Origin of the sequence: Bradyrhizobium sp. Pha-3, from assembly GCF_042258615.1 — a bacterium.
Lineage (GTDB): Bacteria > Pseudomonadota > Alphaproteobacteria > Rhizobiales > Xanthobacteraceae > Bradyrhizobium.
Window position 1 is genome coordinate 9,249,953 of the sequence record NZ_CP170152.1, and the last position, 17,685, is coordinate 9,267,637.

Below are 17,685 nucleotides of genomic sequence, written 5' to 3' on the forward strand. Positions count from 1 at the left end.
GGAATTCTGGAGGATTTCCATGCGGCCAAGCCGCCGTGCGCCCGATGAACTGCGTCCCGTGTCGCTGGAACGCGGCGTCGTCAAATATGCCGAGGGTTCCTGCATGGTGAAGTTCGGCGACACCCACGTGCTGGTGACCGCCACGCTGGAAGAACGGTTGCCGCCATGGCTGAAGGGCCAGGGCCGCGGCTGGGTCACCGCCGAATATGGCATGCTGCCGCGCGCCACCCTGGAACGCACCCGCCGCGAGGCCTCCGCCGGCAAGCAGGGTGGCCGCACGGTCGAGATCCAGCGGCTGATCGGCCGCTCGCTGCGCGCGGCCGTCGACCTTGAGGCGCTCGGCGAGCGCCAGATCACGGTCGATTGCGACGTCATCCAGGCCGATGGCGGCACCCGTACCGCCTCGATCACCGGTGCCTGGGTGGCGCTGGCCGACTGCATCAACTGGATGAAGACCCGCAACATGCTGAAAACCAACGTGTTGCGCGACAACGTGGCGGCGATCTCCTGCGGCATCTACCAAGGCACGCCGGTGCTCGATCTCGACTATGCCGAGGACTCCGAGGCCGACACCGACGCCAATTTCGTCATGACCGGCGACGGCCGCATCATCGAGGTGCAGGGCACCGCCGAGAAGACGCCGTTCTCGCAAGACGAATTCCTGGCGCTGATGGCCCTGGCGCGCAAAGGTGTCGCGCGTCTGGTCGACTTGCAAAAGATCGCGGTGGCGTAGTCAGATTGGTCATGCACCGCCGAATCACCGGAAGGCTCGTCATCGCCACCCATAATCCCGGCAAGCTTGCCGAGATGCGGGAACTGCTGGCGCCGCACGGCGTCGAGGCGGTGTCGGCCGGCGAGCTCGGTCTCGCCGAGCCCGAGGAGACCGGCGACAACTTTCGCGCCAATGCGGCGATCAAGGCGATCGCGGCGGCGAAGGCCGCGGGACTGCCGGCTTTCGCCGACGATTCCGGCCTCGTGGTCGACGCGCTCGACGGCGCGCCCGGGATCTACTCGGCGCGCTGGGCCGGCGACGGCAAGGACTTCATGGCGGCGATGACGCGGATCGAGCGCCTGCTGCAGGAGCGCGGCGCCACTGGCCCGGAGCAGCGCAAGGCGCATTTCGTCTCCGCCCTAAGCGTGGCCTGGCCCGACGATCACCTCGAAGAGGTCGAGGCCCGCGTCGACGGAACCCTGGTCTGGCCGCCGCGCGGCACCGCCGGATTCGGCTATGATCCGGCGTTCCTGCCCGACGGTTACATGCGGACCTTTGGCGAAATGAGCAGTATCGAGAAGCACGGCCTGCCGCCGCTCGGGCTCGGCCTGTCGCATCGCGCCCGCGCCTTCGTGAAGCTCGCGGAGATCTGCCTTGAGCCACGCTGAACGAGAAGCTTTTGGCGTCTACGTGCACTGGCCGTTCTGCCTGTCGAAATGCCCGTACTGCGATTTCAACAGCCACGTCCGGCATGCGCCGGTCGACGAGGCGCGGTTCGTGCGCGCGTTCGCCCGCGAGATCGAGACCACGGCCGCGCGGGTGCCGGGACGCGAAGTGTCCTCGATCTTCCTCGGCGGCGGCACCCCTTCGCTGATGCAGCCGCAAACCGTCGGCGCCGTGCTCGATGCGATCGGCAAGCATTGGCAGGTCTCGCGCGACGTCGAGGTCACGCTCGAGGCCAATCCGACCAGCGTCGAGGCGACGCGCTTTCGCGGCTATCGCGCAGCCGGCGTCAACCGTGTCTCGCTCGGCGTGCAGGCACTGGACGATGCTTCGCTGAAAGCATTGGGCCGCCTGCATACCGCGCGCGAAGCGCTCGACGCGGTCACGATCGCACGCTCTGCATTCGACCGCTACTCGTTCGATCTGATCTACGCCCGGCCCGACCAGACGCCGCAGATGTGGGCCGATGAATTGAAGCAGGCGATCTCGGAAGCGGCCGAGCACCTGTCGCTCTATCAGCTCACGATCGAGGAAGGCACGCCGTTCTTCGGGCTGCATGCCGCCGGCAAATTGCAGACGCCGGATGAAGCGACCGCGCGCGCGCTCTACGACGTGACGCAGGAGGTCTGCGCCCGCGAGGGACTGCCGGCCTACGAGATCTCCAACCACGCCCGCACCGGCGCCGAGTGCAAGCACAACCTCGTCTATTGGCGCGGCGAGGAATATGCCGGCATCGGTCCCGGCGCGCACGGCCGGCTCGACATCGATGGCGTCAGGCACGCGACCGCGACCGAGCGGCGCCCCGAGGCATGGCTGTTGAACGTCGAGGAACGCGGCCATGGCGTCGTCACCGATGACAGCCTCAACAGCGAAGAGCGCGCCGACGAATTCCTCTTGATGGGGCTGCGGCTCGCCGAAGGTATCGATCCCACGCGCTATGCGAAGCTCTCCGGCCGCAAGCTCGATCCGCACCGGATCGCGATGCTGCGCGAGGAAGGCGCGATCGCCGTCGATGCCGACGGACGGCTGCGCGTGACCAAGTCGGGATTTCCGGTGCTAGACGCCGTCGTCGCGGATCTCGCCGCCTAGAGCCTATCCGGTTCCGATTGAATCGGAACGGGGCTCTAGATTCTTGTTTTGACGCGTTTTCTTCACGCGAACCGGTATCCACTTCGCTCGAAAACGCTCTGGGTGCACGCTGCCAAAATATCGAAAACAACCCCATGCAAAGTAGCCGGCGGGTGCCGGCGCTCGGACAAGGCAGCTCGACCGCCTGACGAAAACTAAAGCCTGATGAGATTAGGTTGAGCTGGAACGGCGTCGAAAGTTCACCTCTCCCTTGGGAGAGGTCGATTTGCGCAGCAAATCGGGTGAGGGGGTTACGGTCTATCGAGGAGCAAGAGCCCTCACCCGGATTGCTTCGCAATCCGACCTCTCCCCGACGGGGAGAGGTGAACCGAGACCGCGCCAAGCCGATTCAACCAAAACTCATCCCGCTTTAGGCGCCAAAACTCTTCGGCGAGCCTGCGACCGGCGTGCTGCCGCCGGACGCCACCTTCATGACGGCAAGGCCGCGCTCATTGGTACCGTCGGAGCGGAAGCGGAACAGGCCGTCGATGCCGGCAAAGCCGGATGGATTGGTCAGCGTCTCCGGCGCAAAGCGCTGCGCGCCCTGGGTGCGCGCCAGCGCCGCCATCAGCGCGACAGCGTCATAGGCAAGCGTTGCGGTGCGCACCGGCTCGCCGCCGTATTTGGCGCGATAGCGGCCGGCGAAGCTGCGGAAACCGGACGGATCGGGCGCGGCGTAGAGACCGCCTTGCAGGACCGGGCTCGCGAACACCCGCGGATTGTCCCACAGCCCGGTGCCGAGCAGCTGGATGTTGCGCAGATTGGCACCCGCTGCAGTGAGTGCGTCGGCGGTCGCGACCACCGAATCGCCGTCGTCGGCGATCAGCAGCGCATCGGCCTGGCCGAGCGCCTGCGCCACGGTCCGCGCCGGCGTTGCGCGATCGGCGCCATATTTCTCGAAGGCGACGACACGGCCGTTCTTGCGCCCGACCGCCTGCTTGAATGCGGCCTCGACCACATTGCCATAGGCGTTGTCCGGCACCATCGCGGCGAACGAACGCTTTCCGATCCCGGCCGAATAATCGACGATGCGATTGATGTCGGACTCCGGCAGGAAGCTCAGGAGGTAGACACCGCGTCCGGCCACGCTCGAATCGGTGGAGAAGGCGATCACCGAGGTTCCGCGCGGCCGCGTCAGTTGCGCGACGGCTGGCACCGAGCCTGCGAACAGCGGTCCGAGAATGATCTCGGCGCCTTCCGACAGTGCCTGCTGGGCACCCTGCGATGCGCCCTGCGGGCTGCCGCCATCGTCCTTGATCAGGAGCTGGATGTTCGGGTTCTGAAATTCCGCCAGCGCCATTTCGGCGGCGTTGCGCATCGACTGCGCCGCGAGGCCGGCATTGCCGGACGCCGACAGCGGCAAAATCAATCCAATCTTGACCTGCCCGGTGCCAACTGCCTGCGGTTGTTGCTGCGGGCCGGCGGGACCGGCCTCCGGATTGCCGCTGGAGAATTGGCTTAGGCTCTGCTGGACGCCGGAACAGGCGCTCAGCAACGGCGCGCCCACGAGCAGACCAAGCGCGGTCCGCCGGGTCGTGCCCGACGGCAGGGAGTTGCGGTGATGCGGGCCTTCCATCGTCTCTCTTCTCTTGGCCGACCAGGATCGGCCAGGACTCCATCCAGCTCTGATGAGGCGGGTGGATTCAGGCATATTGTCGGCGAATAGTTAACTAAAACAAAAGGATTATGGCCTCGCGGCGCCGTTGCCGCGGCTCCCGTTTCCCTCAGCAACCGCGTACCGTCATCGCCGTTTCCGGATGTGGCGCAAGTGCTGCCATCCCTCTAGAGCCTATCCCGTTCCGATTGAATCGGAACGGGGCTCTAGATTCTTGTTTTGACGCGTTTTCTTCACGCGAACCGGTATCCACTTCGCTCGAAAACGCTCTAGATTGGCATTATGCGCGCAAAAGCCAGTCCCCTCCACCATTCCGATGCCACGACAGGCACTGCGGCCCGGACCTTTTCGATCGGCGGCCAGGAGCTGGCGGCGCCAAAGGCTGTGCCCGGGCTCCATCTGGTGGCGACCCCGATCGGCAATCTCGCCGACGTCACCCTGCGCGCGCTGGAGACCTTGGCTGGCGTCGACGTGATCGCCTGCGAGGACACCAGGATCACGCGACGGCTGACCGAGCGTTACGCGATCACCGCCGAGCTGGCGCTCTACCACGAGCACAACGCGGCCCAGGCCCGGCCCAAGATCCTCGAACGGCTGGCGCAAGGCGCGGCCATCGCCCTGGTCTCGGACGCCGGCACGCCGCTGATCTCCGATCCCGGCTTCAAGCTGGTGCGCGACGTCTGCGCCGCCGGGCATGCCGTCATCGCGGTGCCGGGGCCATCGTCGGTGCTATCAGCGCTGTCGGTCGCGGCGCTGCCGACGGACCGGTTCTTCTTCGAGGGATTCCTGCCGGCGAAGGAGCACGCGCGCCGCGCGCGACTCACCGAGCTCGCCCGGATCGATTCGACGCTGGTGATGTTCGAATCCGGCAATCGGGTGCAGGACACGCTGCGCGATCTCGCCGCGACCATGGCTGGACGTGACGCCGCGATCTGCCGCGAGCTGACCAAGCTGCACGAAGAGGTCAAGCGCGCGCCGGTCGCCGAGCTTGCGGCGGGCGCAGACGCGCTGGAGACGCGCGGCGAGTTCGTGCTCGTCATCGGGCCGCCGCCTGACGATGCCGGCGTGATGGGCCAGGACGCACTCGACGATTTGTTGCGCGTGCAGCTCGCCCGCGGCAGCGTCAAGGATGCGGTGGCCCACGCGGTCGAGCTGTCGGGCCGGCCGCGCCGCGAGGTCTACGCCCGCGCCCTCGAGCTCGCGAAGACCATCGGGGACGGCGATGGCGAAGACTGACAGCGCGTCCCCCGAACGCGTCGCCGCATTCCGCACCGGCATCTCGGCCGAGAGCCGCGCCGCGGCCCTCCTGATCGCCAAGGGCTATCGCATCCTGGCAAGGCGCTTCCGCACCCCCTATGGCGAGATCGACCTGGTGGTACGCCGGCGCAATCTGCTCGCCTTCGTCGAGGTCAAGGCCCGTGCCAGCCTCGACGACGCCGCCTATGCGGTGACGCCGCGCCAGCAGCAGCGCATCGTCAATGCCGCCCAGGCCTGGCTGATGGCGCATCCCGAACATGCCGAATTTGATCTCAGATTCGACGCCGTGCTGATTGCGCCGAAGAGCCTGCCGCGCCATCTGTTAGCGGCATTCGACGCCAGCCCTTAAAGTTACCCTCAGACCTCGCGGGACACGCTTATGAAATTGAAGATTGCCGTCCAGATGGATCCCATCGCGCGCATCAACGTCCGCGGCGATTCGACCTTTGCGCTGCTGCTCGAGGCGCAGAAGCGCGGCCACGGCATTTCCTACTACACGCCCGACAAGCTGTCGCTGCGCGGCGAGGAGCTGGTGGCGCCGGTGCAGTCTCTCACCGTGCGCGACGAGGTCGGCGATCACTTCACGCTGGGCGAGCCGAAACGCGAGGCTCTCAACGGCTTCGACGTCGTGCTGTTGCGGCAGGACCCGCCGTTCGATCTCGCCTACATCACCTCGACCCATTTCCTCGAACGCATTCATCCGAAGACGCTGGTCGTCAACGATCCGGCCAGCGTGCGCAACGCGCCCGAAAAGCTGTTCGTGATGAATTTCCCGCAGCTGATGCCGCCGACCTTGATCTCGCGCGATCTCGACGAGATCAACGCGTTCCGCAACCAGCACGGCGCCGTCGTCATGAAACCGTTGCACGGCCATGGCGGCGCCGCGGTCTTCCGCGTGATGCCGCAGGACATGAATTTCGGCTCGCTGTTCGACATGTTCTCGGTCACCTTCAAGGAGCCGTGGGTGATCCAGCGCTTCCTTCCCGAGGTGAAGCATGGCGACAAGCGCATCATCCTGGTCGACGGTGAATTCGCCGGCGCCGTCAACCGCGTGCCGGCAGCGGACGATCTGCGCTCCAACATGGTGCGCGGCGGTGCGGCCAAGGCGACCGAGCTCTCGGATCGCGAGCGCGAAATCTGCGCCACGCTTGGACCTGCGCTGCGCGAACGCGGCCTGCTGTTCGTCGGCATCGACGTGATCGACGGCAATTTGACCGAGATCAACGTCACCTCGCCGACCGGCATCCGCGCAATTCAGCGGCTCAACGGCCCCGATGTCGCAGCGATGATCTGGGATACCATCGAGAAGAAGCGCGCCGCGAAATAATCCTCCTCCCTTGTGCGCTGCACATTCAGGTTGAACTCTAAGCAGAGTTCGACCGCGGCTGCGTTCGCCTTATTCTTCTTGCCAGCTTGCGCAGGCGAAGGCAGCATCCTCTTGCCTGCGTCAGGTCAAGCGGCGGGCTAACGCGGGCGACAACACGAAAATCTCATAAAAATTGTGGAGGAAGACGTTATGACGCTCAATGTCTCACGACGATCCTTGCTCGCGCTCGGTGCCGGTCTCGGCGCCAGCACACTCCTCGGCAGCACCGCGCAGGCACGCGCGCCGAAGCTCGGCACGCAGACACCCTATTGGCACCGCTTCGTTCTCGGCGATGCCGAAGTCACCGTCGTCTCCGACGGCCCGCTTCCGCTCGGCGATCCCTCCGGCACCTTCACCGGCGTGCCGAAGGAAGAAGTGAAGAAGATGCTCTCCGACAATTTCCTCTCGCCCGACAATGTCGTGCTCGAGCAGAACTCGCCGATCGTCAACATGGGCGACAGGCTGATCCTGTTCGATACCGGCATGGGCACCTCGAAGGCCTTCGGCCCGACCACCGGGCGGCAACAGAAGAGCATGCAGGAAGCCGGCATCAAGCCGGAGGACATCGACGCCGTCGTGCTGTCGCACGCGCACATCGATCATATCGGCGGCATCGTCGGCGCCGACGACAAGCCGCTGTTCCCGAATGCGCAGTACTACATCGCGCAAAGCGATCTCGATTTCTGGACCGACGAAGGCAAGATGGGCAGTCCGTTGAAGGACTTTGTCGTTCACGCCCGCAAGAACCTGATGCCGGTGCGCGACCGCATCGTGTTCTTCAAGGATGGCCAGGAATTCCTGCCCGGCGTGACGGCGATCGCAGCGCCCGGCCACACCGTGGGCCACACCATCTTCATGGTGAGCTCGGGCGGCAAGTCCTTCGCCTTCCTCGGCGACCTCTCGCATCACGCGGTGCTGCTGCTGGAGCGGCCGCGGATGGAGTTCTCCTACGACACCGATCCGAAGCAGGCGGCGAACTCCCGGGTCAAGCTCCTCGAGATGCTGGCCGCGAACAAGACGCCTGTGATGTCCTATCACTTCGCTTGGCCGGGCTACGGCCACGTCGCCAAGGCCGGCGAGGGCTTCCACTACTATCCGGAACCGATGCAGATGACGCTGTGACGGCGGCGCATCCGGGGGCGGCGCGCGTCGCCCCCGAATGTTCCCTTAATGTTCTTGCGCCGGGCGGCCCGCTCCGCTACCTTGGGTGGCGGAAGATAGGGGCAGCATGGTCCAGCGGGTTTCCACCGTCGCATTCGAGGGGATCGAGGCCCGCGCGGTCGACGTGCAGGTGCAGGTCGCGCCCGGATTGCCGGCGTTCGCGATCGTCGGCCTGCCCGACAAGGCGGTGTCGGAGGCGCGCGAGCGGGTACGCTCGGCGCTGATCGCCTCCGGCCTCGCGCTTCCCGCGCGCCGCATCACCGTCAACCTCGCGCCGGCCGATTTGCCCAAGGAGGGCAGCCATTACGACCTGCCGATTGCGCTCGGCCTGATGGCGGCGATCGGGGCGATCCCGCCGGATGCACTCAGCGGCTTCACCGTGCTCGGCGAACTCGGGCTCGACGGCTCGATCGCGCCCGTGGCAGGCGTGCTGCCCGCCGCGATCGGTGCCAATTCGCGCGACGAGGGATTGATCTGTCCTGCCGCCTGCGGCTCGGAGGCCGCCTGGGCGAGCCCGGACATCCAGATCATCGCGGCCCATTCGCTGATCCAGATCGCCAATCACTTCAAGGGCACGCAGCTGCTGTCGCGGCCGCAGCCGAAGGTGCAAGACCAAAACGAGGCGCGCGAGGAAGCGCTGCTCGACCTGCGCGACATCAAGGGCCAGGAGAGCGCAAAGCGCGCGCTCGAGATCGCCGCCGCCGGCGGACATCATCTCTTGATGATCGGCTCACCCGGCGCCGGCAAATCGATGCTGGCGGCGCGGCTGCCCTCGATCCTGCCGCCGCTGTCGCCGTCCGAATTGCTCGAAGTCTCGATGATTGCGTCCGTCGCCGGCGAGATCCGCGACGGCGCGTTGACCGCGCGGCGCCCGTTCCGCAGCCCGCATCATTCCGCCAGCATGGCGGCGCTGACCGGCGGCGGCATGCGCGCCAAGCCGGGCGAGATCTCGCTCGCGCATCAGGGCGTGCTGTTCCTCGATGAATTACCGGAGTTCGATCCGCGGGTGCTGGATTCGCTGCGCCAGCCGCTGGAGAATGGCGAAGTCTCGGTGAGCCGGGCCAACCATCGCGTCACCTATCCGGCGCGCTTCATGCTGGTCGCGGCGATGAACCCGTGCCGCTGCGGCCACGCCTATGAGCCCGGCTATTCCTGCAAGCGCGGCCGGCTCGACCGCTGCACCGCCGACTACCAGATGCGGATCTCCGGGCCGCTGATGGATCGGATCGACCTGCGGATCGAGGTGCCGGCCGTGACCGCGGCGGATCTGATCCTGCCGCCGCCGGCGGAGGGATCGGCCGAGGTCGCCGCACGCGTTGCGGCCGCACGCGACATCCAGCTCGCGCGCTACGCGGCGGCCGGCATGCCGCATGTTCGTACCAACGCGGAAGCGCCGAGCGCGCTGCTCGAGACCATCGCGCAGCCCGATGCGCACGGCCAGAAGCTGCTCCGCGAGGCAGCCGAGAACATGCACCTCACCGCGCGCGGCTATCACCGCGTGCTGCGGGTGGCGCGCACGCTCGCCGATCTCGACGGCACTGATACGATCGGCCGGCTGCACCTCGCCGAAGCGCTGTCCTATCGTGCATTGGCCGACGATCTGCGCCGCGCGGCGTGACTCCGATCCGGAGCACTGTCCCGATTCATGCCGGAATCATCCGCGTCAACACGACGGTAACCACTCTCATTTACGCTCCGCAAACCATAAGCACCGCGATCCGCGGCAAGCTTGGGTCGAGCGAGTTGTGTCATGTTGCGTATGAAGGTTTTGGCCTCGGTGGTCCCCCTTGCCGTGGCCGCGGTATTCGCCCGCGTTGAATTCCTGCCGGGTCCCCGGCCTTGCATCGAGGTCGGCGGCGCCACGATGCAGATCGCATCGATCCCCTGGCAGGCTCAGCTTCACGTCAGCTTCACCGACGACCCCAGCCTTGCCACCGTCCGGGTCCGGGTCGCCGACAGCGCCGAGGCCGCCGACTTCACCGTGATCGACGACATCGACGATGCCGAGGCCGGTGCCTGCGAAAGCAACGCCGTGCCGCAGCTGATCGGGATTTCCAGCGCGCCGGCCGCAACCGGCCCCGTCATCTATCTTTCCCATGACGGTCCGTTCGATTACCGCGTCTACGTGAAGTCGAAGACGTTCTCGGCGCGCGATGCCGCGGCCCTGATCGTCAGCGCCCGCGGCGGACACCGCCGCCTCGAGGCGGCATCGCTGGAACCGCACGCGCGCTTCCAGGGCCAGACAATGGCGGAGTTAACCCCCCGCTAACCCTGTTCCGAGGGGCGGCGCGAAACCGCCACCAACCTCAAGCACTTTTCAAGGTGGCCGACGCATCGTCATCGCCAGATCGGGCACTCTCAGGACCACCATTGATGGGGCGTTTCTTCCGGATCAAGTTACGCCTTCGCCGCTTCCTGCGACGCCATTCCTGGGTCGCGACGATCGTCCGTTCCTTCACGATCTTTTCCGTCGCATTCGGCGGCGCCTTCGGATTCATCTCGGGCGCCCTCTCGCCGCACAGCGGCTACGATCCCAATGCATTCGCGATCGGCGTCAGCTTCCTGTTCGCGCTCGCCTGTCTCTGGATCGTGACGCTCGGCATCCGGCTGCGGCTGATGCGCCGACGCCTGCGCACCATCGCCATGCACAATGAGGCGATGGCCGACCGCAACTGGGAACTGCAGGAGGCCGAACAGCGCGCCTCCACCCTGTTCGAGGCGCAGGACGATTTGATCGTGCTGCGCGACCTCGACGGCCTCATCACCTACGCCAACGACGCCTATTGCGCGCTGGCACAGATCCCCCGCGGCGAATTGATCGGCAGCACCGCTACCCTCAAAGTACTCGAACAGGGCGACATTGCGCTCGAATCCAACGGCACGCGGGTCTACGACCAGAAGATCGAGGGACCGCTCGGGCCGCGCTGGATCGCCTGGCGCGAGGGCCTCGTGCGCAACGATGCCGGCGCGCCGGCCGAGATGCAGAGCGTCGGCCGCGACGTCACCGACCGCACCGAGAGCGAGCGCGCGCTGGCCGAAGCCCGCGATCAGGCCGACGCCGCCAACCGCGCCAAATCGCGCTTCCTTGCGATGGCGAGCCACGAGATCCGCACCCCGCTGAACGGCATCATCGGCATGAGTGGACTGCTGATGGACACCCAGCTGACGCCGGAGCAGACGACCTACGTCAAGGCGGTCAAGACGTCAGGCGACGCGCTGCTCGCGCTGATCGAGGAGCTGCTCGACTATTCCAAGATCGAAGCCGGCAAGATCGATCTCGAACACCGCGCCTTTGCACTGTCGGGCCTGATCGAGGACATCACCGAACTGCTGGCGCCGCGCGCGCAGGCCAAGGGCATCGAGATCGCCGCCTATGTCGACGAGCGGCTGCCGATGCAGGTGACCGGCGACGCCGCGCGGCTGCGTCAGGTGCTGCTCAATCTCGCCGGCAACGCCATCAAGTTCACCGCGACCGGCGGCGTCGCGCTGATCGTCGAGCCCGGCATCTGGCCGAACGAGATCAGCTTCCTGGTTCGCGACACCGGCATCGGCATCGCACCGGAAGCGCAGCAGCGCATCTTCCGGGAGTTCGAGCAGGCCGACGACCGCATCGCGCGCAGCTATGGCGGCACCGGCCTCGGCCTCTCGATCAGCGACCGCATCGTCAAGCGAATGGGTGGCCGGATCTCGCTTGCAAGCACGCCGGGCGCGGGCTCGACCTTCGAGGTCTCGATCCCGCTGGCCGCCGCCGACACCGGCGAGGCCAACCGCTTCACAGCGCCTGATCTCGCCGGCCAATCGATCATGCTGGTCGCGCCGCACAGCATCGAGGCCTCGCTGATCTCGCGGCGGCTGCAGCGCTGGGGCGCGCAGACCTGCATCGTGTCGGATGCCAATGTCGCCGAGGCATTGCTGCCGGAGCGGAGCTGGCACACGGTCCTGATCGATCACACGCTCGGCGCGCAGGCGATGGAGGCGTTCGCCAAGGCCGCCCGCATCCACGCCACCCATCGCATCGTGATGGTCACTCCGGCGACGCGGCAGGACATTTCGGCCTCCGATGCAGCCGTGTTCACCGGCTATCTGGTCAAGCCGCTGCGGGCGTCATCGCTCGCCGCACGCCTGACCGCGTCACCCGAAATCGCCGCGCCAAGCCTTGCAATGCCGAGCCTCGTGATGCCCGGCCCTACGATCGAGACGGTCACGGAGTCGGCACCCACTGCGCCGGCGGCCGCGCCGCCGCACAAGGGGCTCTCGATCCTGGTTGCGGAAGACAATGAGATCAATGCGCTTCTGATGCGCTCGCTGCTCGCCCGGCTCGGCCACGACGTGGTCATCACCACCAATGGCGAGCAGGCGATGGAATCCTGGCTGTCGGCGACGTCAGCCGGCACGCCCTACGATCTCGTGCTGATGGACATCCAGATGCCGCGCCTCAACGGCATCGAGACCACCAAGCAGATCCGCGCCCACGAGTCCGGCGGGCTGACCGGCCAGTCCGGTCGCCGGACGCCGATCCTGGCGCTGACCGCCAACACGCTGGTGGAAGATCGCTACGCCTGCTTCGAAGCCGGCATGGATGGCTTCCTGATCAAGCCGCTCGACCGCGAGAAGCTCGAGGAAGCGCTCGCGGGCCTCGCCGCTGCGCGGCATATCGCGGCGTAGGCGGCCGCAAACTCCGTGTCGTCCCTGCGAAAGCAGGGACCCATAACCACCGAATTTGGTTTTACGACCCGCTGCGGCCACAGCCTTGTAGATTACAGACGCCTGTGGCTATGGGTCGCTGCTTTCGCAGGGACGACGTCTGTAATGTGGCCTGCTTACTCCAGAAAATACTTACAGCCGGCGCAGCGCGACCGTCTGCACCACGTGGTCGGCGCCCTTCTTCAGGATCAGCGTCGCGCGCGGGCGGGTCGGCAGGATGTTGTCCTCGAGATTGGCGAGGTTGGTGCGTTCCCAGATCGCGATCGCGGTCGCGGTCGCTTCCTCGTCCGACAGCAGCGCATAGCGGTGGAAGTAGGACCTTGGATCGGTGAACGCGGTGTCGCGCAGCGCCAGGAAGCGCTTGACGTACCACTGCCGCAGCGCGGACTCGTCGGCATCGATATAGACCGAGAAATCGAAGAAGTCGGAGACGAACGGCACCGCCTTGCCGTCGCGCGGCAGGCGCCCGGTCTGCAGCACGTTGACGCCCTCGACGATCAGGATGTCCGGCTGGTCGATCTCGACCCATTTGTTCGGCACGATGTCGTAGGTCAGATGCGAGTAGACCGGCGCGCGCACGCGCCGCCGTCCCGCCTTGATGTCGCTGAGGAATGACAGCAGCGTCGGCAGGTCGTAGCTCTCGGGAAAGCCCTTCTTCTGCATGATGCCCTGCCGCTCGAGCACGGCATTCGGAAACAGGAAACCGTCGGTCGTGATCAGGTCGACCTTCGGCCGCGGCGACCAGCGTGCCAGCAGCGCCTGCAGCACGCGCGCCGTGGTCGACTTGCCGACCGCGACCGAGCCGGCGACGCCGACGATATAGGGCATCTTGCGGTCGCGGATGTTGAGGAACTGGCGCTGCGAATAATACAGCCGCTGGGTCGCATCGACATAGATCGACAGCAATCGCGACAGCGGCAGGTAGATGTCCTCGACCTCCTGCAAATCGAGGCGGTCGTGCATCGAACGCAGGCGGTCGAACTCGCCCGGCTCGAGCGTCATCGGCGTATCGTCGCGCAGATGCGACCATTGCTGGCGCGTGAAGGTGCGATAGGGGTTGTATTGCTGATCTGGTGCCCGGATGTCCATGAGGCCGCCCCTCTCAATGCGCTCGATCATGTGCGCTAGTCGCGCTTGCGCGCCGCCTTCTCTTCCAGTCCCGACATCGAGGTGCGCTTCTCCAGCGCGGCCTCGACATCCTCCAGCTTCACGCCGCGTGATTTCAACAGAACCAGCAGGTGAAACACGAGATCGGCACTTTCAGCGATGAGATGATCGCGGTCATTCCCGACCGCGGCGATCACAGTCTCGACCGCCTCCTCGCCCAATTTCTTGGCACAATGCTCCGCGCCCTTGTCGAGCAGCTTGCGGGTGTAGGACGCCTCGCCGCCCGTTGCAGCGCGGGCGTCGATGGTAGCGGCCAGATCGTGGACCGTGAAACGCGACATCAACTCAACTCAAGCATGCGCACCGGCACCGCCAGTGTGCCATCCCTAGGAGGGGACTTAGCATTTTTGTGACAAGGAGTCCCAGACCACGCGCCATGGCTGGGATCAAGGATCGAGGCGCATCGGCAGGCCGGCGCGCACCATGTGATCCTTGGCCTGGCGGATGGTAAATTCCCCGAAGTGGAAGATCGACGCGGCCAGCACGCCGGTGGCGTGACCCTCGCGGACGCCATCGACCAGGTGATCGAGATTGCCGACGCCGCCGGACGCGATGACCGGTACGGGGACACTGTCCGCGATCGCCCGGGTCAGCGGCAGGTCAAAGCCCTGCCGGGTGCCGTCCCTGTCCATCGAGGTCAGCAGGATCTCGCCGGCGCCGAGCGCGACCACCTCCTGGGCATATTCGATGGCATCGATCCCGGTGGCATTACGCCCACCATGGGTAAAGATCTCCCAGCGGTCCGAGCCGCCGGCGCGCTTGACCCGCTTGGCGTCGATCGCGACCACGATGCATTGCTCGCCGTACTTCTCGGCCGCTTCCTTGACGAACTCGCGACGGCTGACCGCCGCGGAATTGATCGAGACCTTGTCGGCGCCGGACCGCAGCAGGGTCTTGATGTCGTCGACGGTGCGGACGCCGCCGCCGACGGTCAGCGGCATGAAGCAGGCCTCCGCCGTCCGCCGCACCACATCCAGCATGATGCCGCGGTTCTCATGGGTGGCGGTAATGTCGAGGAAGGTGAGCTCGTCGGCGCCGGCGGCGTCATAGGCGATCGCGGCCTCGACCGGATCGCCGGCATCGCGCAGGTCGACGAAGTTAACGCCCTTGACCACGCGTCCGTCCTTGACGTCGAGGCAGGGGATCACGCGAACCTTGAACATGTGTCTGTCTCCTAAGCCGCGCTGCGGATCAGCTTGAGCGCGGCGGCGGGATCAAGCCGTCCATCATAGAGCGCGCGGCCGACGATGGCGCCGGCAAGCTTCTTCGCACGCGGCTCCAGCAGCGCCTTGACATCATCGATCGAGGCAAAGCCGCCGGAGGCGATCACCGGAATGGAGATGCGGTCGGCGAGGGCGATCGTGGCGTCGAGGTTGAGGCCCTTGAGCAGGCCGTCGCGGGCGATGTCGGTGAAGATGATCGCGGCAACGCCGGCATCCTCGAAGCGCTGCGCGATCTCGAGCGCCGTCACATGCGAGGTTTCGGCCCAGCCCTCGACCGCGACCTTGCCGTCGCGCGCATCGAGGCCCACCGCGACGCGGCCGGGGAACTGCTTCGCCGCGCCCTTCACCAGATCGGGATCGCGCACCGCCGCCGTGCCGATGATGACGCGCGTGATGCCCTTGTCGAGCCAGGCTTCGATGGTCGTGAGATCGCGGATGCCGCCGCCGAGCTGCACCGGCATGGTGACGGCCTTCAGCATCGCCTCCACCGCATGCGCATTCATCGGCTTGCCGGCGAAGGCGCCGTCGAGATCGACGACATGGAGATATTCGAAGCCCTGCGCGGCGAAGCTCGCCGCCTGCGCCGCCGGATCGAGATTGAACACAGTGGCGCGCGCCATGTCGCCCTGCTCCAGGCGCACGCACTGGCCGTTCTTCAGATCAACCGCTGGAAAAAGAATCACGGCTTCCACTTCAAGAAATTGGAGATCAAAGCGAGGCCGAAGCGCTGGCTCTTCTCGGGGTGAAACTGGGTGCCGACAGCGGTGTCCTTGCCCACGATCGCGGTCACCGGCCCGCCATAGTCGGCGCGCGCCAGCACGTCCGCCTCATTGGCGGCGTTGAGGTGATAGGAGTGCACGAAATAGGCGTGGCGCCCCTTCGGCCCGAGCGGCAGCCGCTCCAGCACCGGATGCTCGCGCACCATGTCGAGCGTATTCCAGCCCATGTGCGGGACCTTCAGGCTCTCGTCGCGCGGCTCGATCTTCACGACATCGCCGCCGATCCAGTTGAAGCCCTCGGTGATCACGTGCTCCTTGCCGCGCGTCGCCATCAGCTGCATGCCGACGCAGATGCCGAAGAACGGCCGCGCCTTGACCCGCACCGCTTCGGTGAGCGCTTCCAGCATGCCGTCGACCGCGTCGACGCCGCGGCGGCAATCGGCGAACGCGCCGACACCGGGCAGCACGATCCGATCCGCCCGATACACCGCATCGGGATCGCGCGTCACCTTGATGGCTTGCGGATCCTCCATGCTGCGCGCGGCGCGCTCGAAGGCCTTTGCCGCCGAATGCAGATTGCCGGAGCCGTAATCGATGATTGCAACGGTCATCGCGATCCTCCTGGCTCCGGAAACAATCCGATGATGCCGCCCTGCGGCATCGGCGGGGGTTTTGAGAATGACTGGCCCGGAACGTCCCGGGTCGGGGGTGGGCCGCCGCGATCGACAGACCGCTGGTCGTTGAGGGCGCCGCGATGCCGCGCGGTCCAGCGCTCGAAGAAGCGGCGCTCGGCGGCGTCCACATTGTCGGCCACGACGATGTCGAGCTGGCGCCATTTGCGCCGCGACAGCGTCCAGCGTTGCAAGGTTGCGGCCTCGAGCCCGATCAGCACCATCAACACCAGGTCGACGAGGAGGATCGCGCCGCGGCCGATGCCGAGCTTGGTCAGTGCAAAATCGATGGCGAAAGTCAGCACTAGCCAGCCGATCAGCGCCAGCCAAAGCCGATGCCAGGCCAGCCAGATCACACCGGCGACCGCGGCCCAGAAATGGAAGCCGTCGCGCACGAAGACGAACTTGTCGGCCGCCGCGAGATCGGCGCCGTTGGCCACGGGGGCATGCACTGTATAGACCGGCATCGAACGCTCCGCCGAGGATGGACTTTCACTTACCGCATGATCTCCGGGAATACCGGTGCCACCGTGTCCGGATCATGCTCCCGGGGTCAGCCGCCGAGCTGACCCTTTGTCGAGGGCACTTCGCCCTGGGCACGCGGGTCGATCGCAACTGCCGTCCGGAGCGCCCTCGCCAAGCCCTTGAAACAGGATTCGGAGATATGATGGCTGTTCTCGCCATATAGGGTCTCGACGTGGAGAGTCACGCCGGCGTTCATCGCGAAGGCGTTGAACCATTCGCGCACCAGCTCGGTGTCGAACTCTCCGATCTTGTCGCGCGGGAACTCGACCTTGAACACGAGCACCGGGCGGCCGGAAATGTCGATCACGACGCGCGACAGCGTCTCGTCCATCGGCATGTGGATCGAGGCGTAGCGGGTAATACCGGCCATGTTGCCGAGCGCCTGCTTCACGGCCTGCCCGAGCGCGATTCCGACGTCTTCGGTGGTGTGGTGGTAATCGACATGGAGATCGCCATCCGCCTTCACCGTGATGTCAATGCGCGAATGCCGGGCCAGGAGGTCGAGCATATGGTCGAAGAAGCCGATCCCGGTCGAAACCGTGGATACGCCTGCTCCGTCGAGGTTGACCGTCACCTCGATGTCGGTCTCCTTGGTCTTGCGCTTGATGGTTGCGGTGCGCATGAAGATTAAGCTTTCCCGTGCCGAAAACGCCGGTCTTTTAACAGGCTGATGTCACCTTCGCTACTGCGGGATGACCCCGAAACGCCCTAACT

At 66.0% G+C, this 17,685-nt stretch carries 18 protein-coding genes; 10 read left to right on the plus strand and 8 right to left on the minus strand.

The genetic code is table 11. The features are described 5' to 3' along the window. Positions 1–19: 19 nt before the first annotated feature. The 3 genes from rph to hemW are packed head-to-tail and all read left to right on the plus strand — an operon-like array spanning position 20 to position 2,524. Positions 20–733, plus strand: a complete 714-nt coding sequence (gene rph, locus ACE10Z_RS43190) for a ribonuclease PH (protein ID WP_021078183.1) — start codon at positions 20–22, stop codon at positions 731–733. 11 nt (positions 734–744) lie between these two features. Next, on the plus strand, positions 745–1,380 hold the full coding sequence (gene rdgB / locus ACE10Z_RS43195; protein ID WP_375786113.1) for an RdgB/HAM1 family non-canonical purine NTP pyrophosphatase: 636 nt from the start codon (positions 745–747) through the stop codon (positions 1,378–1,380). After that, the gene (gene hemW, locus ACE10Z_RS43200; protein WP_375786114.1) at positions 1,367–2,524 is read left to right on the plus strand and encodes a radical SAM family heme chaperone HemW; all 1,158 of its coding nucleotides are present in this window, start codon (positions 1,367–1,369) and stop codon (positions 2,522–2,524) included. The genes rdgB and hemW overlap by 14 nt, the downstream gene beginning before the upstream one ends. Before the next feature lie 409 nt (positions 2,525–2,933). On the opposite strand, the gene ACE10Z_RS43205 is transcribed toward hemW, so the two are convergent. Further along, the gene (locus ACE10Z_RS43205; protein WP_375786115.1) at positions 2,934–4,139 is read right to left on the minus strand and encodes a penicillin-binding protein activator; all 1,206 of its coding nucleotides are present in this window, start codon (positions 4,137–4,139) and stop codon (positions 2,934–2,936) included. Positions 4,140–4,460: 321 nt separating this feature from the next. Between ACE10Z_RS43205 and rsmI the strand changes: the two genes are divergently transcribed. The 7 genes from rsmI to ACE10Z_RS43240 all read left to right on the plus strand — a co-directional run bounded on the left by rsmI (position 4,461) and on the right by ACE10Z_RS43240 (position 12,627). Beyond that, entirely contained in the window at positions 4,461–5,414 is a 954-nt protein-coding gene (rsmI, locus tag ACE10Z_RS43210; RefSeq protein ID WP_375786116.1) for a 16S rRNA (cytidine(1402)-2'-O)-methyltransferase, read from the plus strand. Further along, positions 5,401–5,784 (plus strand): YraN family protein, encoded by a 384-nt coding sequence (locus ACE10Z_RS43215; protein ID WP_166212917.1) that lies wholly within the window; start codon positions 5,401–5,403, stop codon positions 5,782–5,784. Before rsmI ends, ACE10Z_RS43215 begins: the two co-directional genes overlap by 14 nt. 30 nt (positions 5,785–5,814) lie before the next feature. Beyond that, complete coding sequence (gshB, locus tag ACE10Z_RS43220) at positions 5,815–6,762, plus strand: glutathione synthase (RefSeq protein WP_375786117.1); 948 nt, start codon at positions 5,815–5,817, stop codon at positions 6,760–6,762. A 189-nt stretch (positions 6,763–6,951) separates the two neighbouring features. Beyond that, positions 6,952–7,923 (plus strand): MBL fold metallo-hydrolase, encoded by a 972-nt coding sequence (locus ACE10Z_RS43225; protein WP_375786118.1) that lies wholly within the window; start codon positions 6,952–6,954, stop codon positions 7,921–7,923. 106 nt (positions 7,924–8,029) lie between these two features. Next, positions 8,030–9,580 carry a YifB family Mg chelatase-like AAA ATPase gene (locus ACE10Z_RS43230; protein ID WP_375786119.1) on the plus strand — a complete coding sequence of 517 codons (1,551 nt, stop codon included), beginning with the start codon at positions 8,030–8,032 and terminating at the stop codon, positions 9,578–9,580. A 132-nt stretch (positions 9,581–9,712) separates the two neighbouring features. Beyond that, positions 9,713–10,231, plus strand: coding sequence for a hypothetical protein (locus ACE10Z_RS43235; protein ID WP_375786120.1), 519 nt, complete (start codon positions 9,713–9,715; stop codon positions 10,229–10,231). A gap of 104 nt (positions 10,232–10,335) precedes the next feature. Further along, positions 10,336–12,627, plus strand: a complete 2,292-nt coding sequence (locus ACE10Z_RS43240) for a response regulator (RefSeq protein WP_375786121.1) — start codon at positions 10,336–10,338, stop codon at positions 12,625–12,627. Positions 12,628–12,798: 171 nt separating this feature from the next. Here ACE10Z_RS43240 and coaA read toward each other — a convergent pair whose 3' ends face one another. From coaA to hisB, 7 genes are all read right to left on the minus strand, one after another. After that, positions 12,799–13,755, minus strand: coding sequence for a type I pantothenate kinase (coaA, locus tag ACE10Z_RS43245; RefSeq protein WP_375790064.1), 957 nt, complete (start codon positions 13,753–13,755; stop codon positions 12,799–12,801). 35 nt (positions 13,756–13,790) lie between these two features. Then, positions 13,791–14,114, minus strand: coding sequence for a phosphoribosyl-ATP diphosphatase (locus ACE10Z_RS43250; protein WP_092120999.1), 324 nt, complete (start codon positions 14,112–14,114; stop codon positions 13,791–13,793). 105 nt (positions 14,115–14,219) lie between these two features. Beyond that, entirely contained in the window at positions 14,220–14,996 is a 777-nt protein-coding gene (hisF, locus tag ACE10Z_RS43255) for an imidazole glycerol phosphate synthase subunit HisF (protein WP_028335794.1), read from the minus strand. Positions 14,997–15,007: 11 nt separating this feature from the next. Next, on the minus strand, positions 15,008–15,739 hold the full coding sequence (hisA, locus tag ACE10Z_RS43260) for a 1-(5-phosphoribosyl)-5-[(5-phosphoribosylamino)methylideneamino]imidazole-4-carboxamide isomerase (RefSeq protein WP_375786122.1): 732 nt from the start codon (positions 15,737–15,739) through the stop codon (positions 15,008–15,010). Then, positions 15,736–16,386, minus strand: coding sequence for an imidazole glycerol phosphate synthase subunit HisH (hisH, locus tag ACE10Z_RS43265; protein WP_050401279.1), 651 nt, complete (start codon positions 16,384–16,386; stop codon positions 15,736–15,738). The genes hisA and hisH overlap by 4 nt, the downstream gene beginning before the upstream one ends. Beyond that, complete coding sequence (locus ACE10Z_RS43270; protein WP_375786123.1) at positions 16,383–16,913, minus strand: DUF2628 domain-containing protein; 531 nt, start codon at positions 16,911–16,913, stop codon at positions 16,383–16,385. Before ACE10Z_RS43270 ends, hisH begins: the two co-directional genes overlap by 4 nt. Before the next feature lie 86 nt (positions 16,914–16,999). After that, positions 17,000–17,593, minus strand: coding sequence for an imidazoleglycerol-phosphate dehydratase HisB (hisB, locus tag ACE10Z_RS43275; protein ID WP_021078165.1), 594 nt, complete (start codon positions 17,591–17,593; stop codon positions 17,000–17,002). Positions 17,594–17,685: the final 92 nt, after the last annotated feature.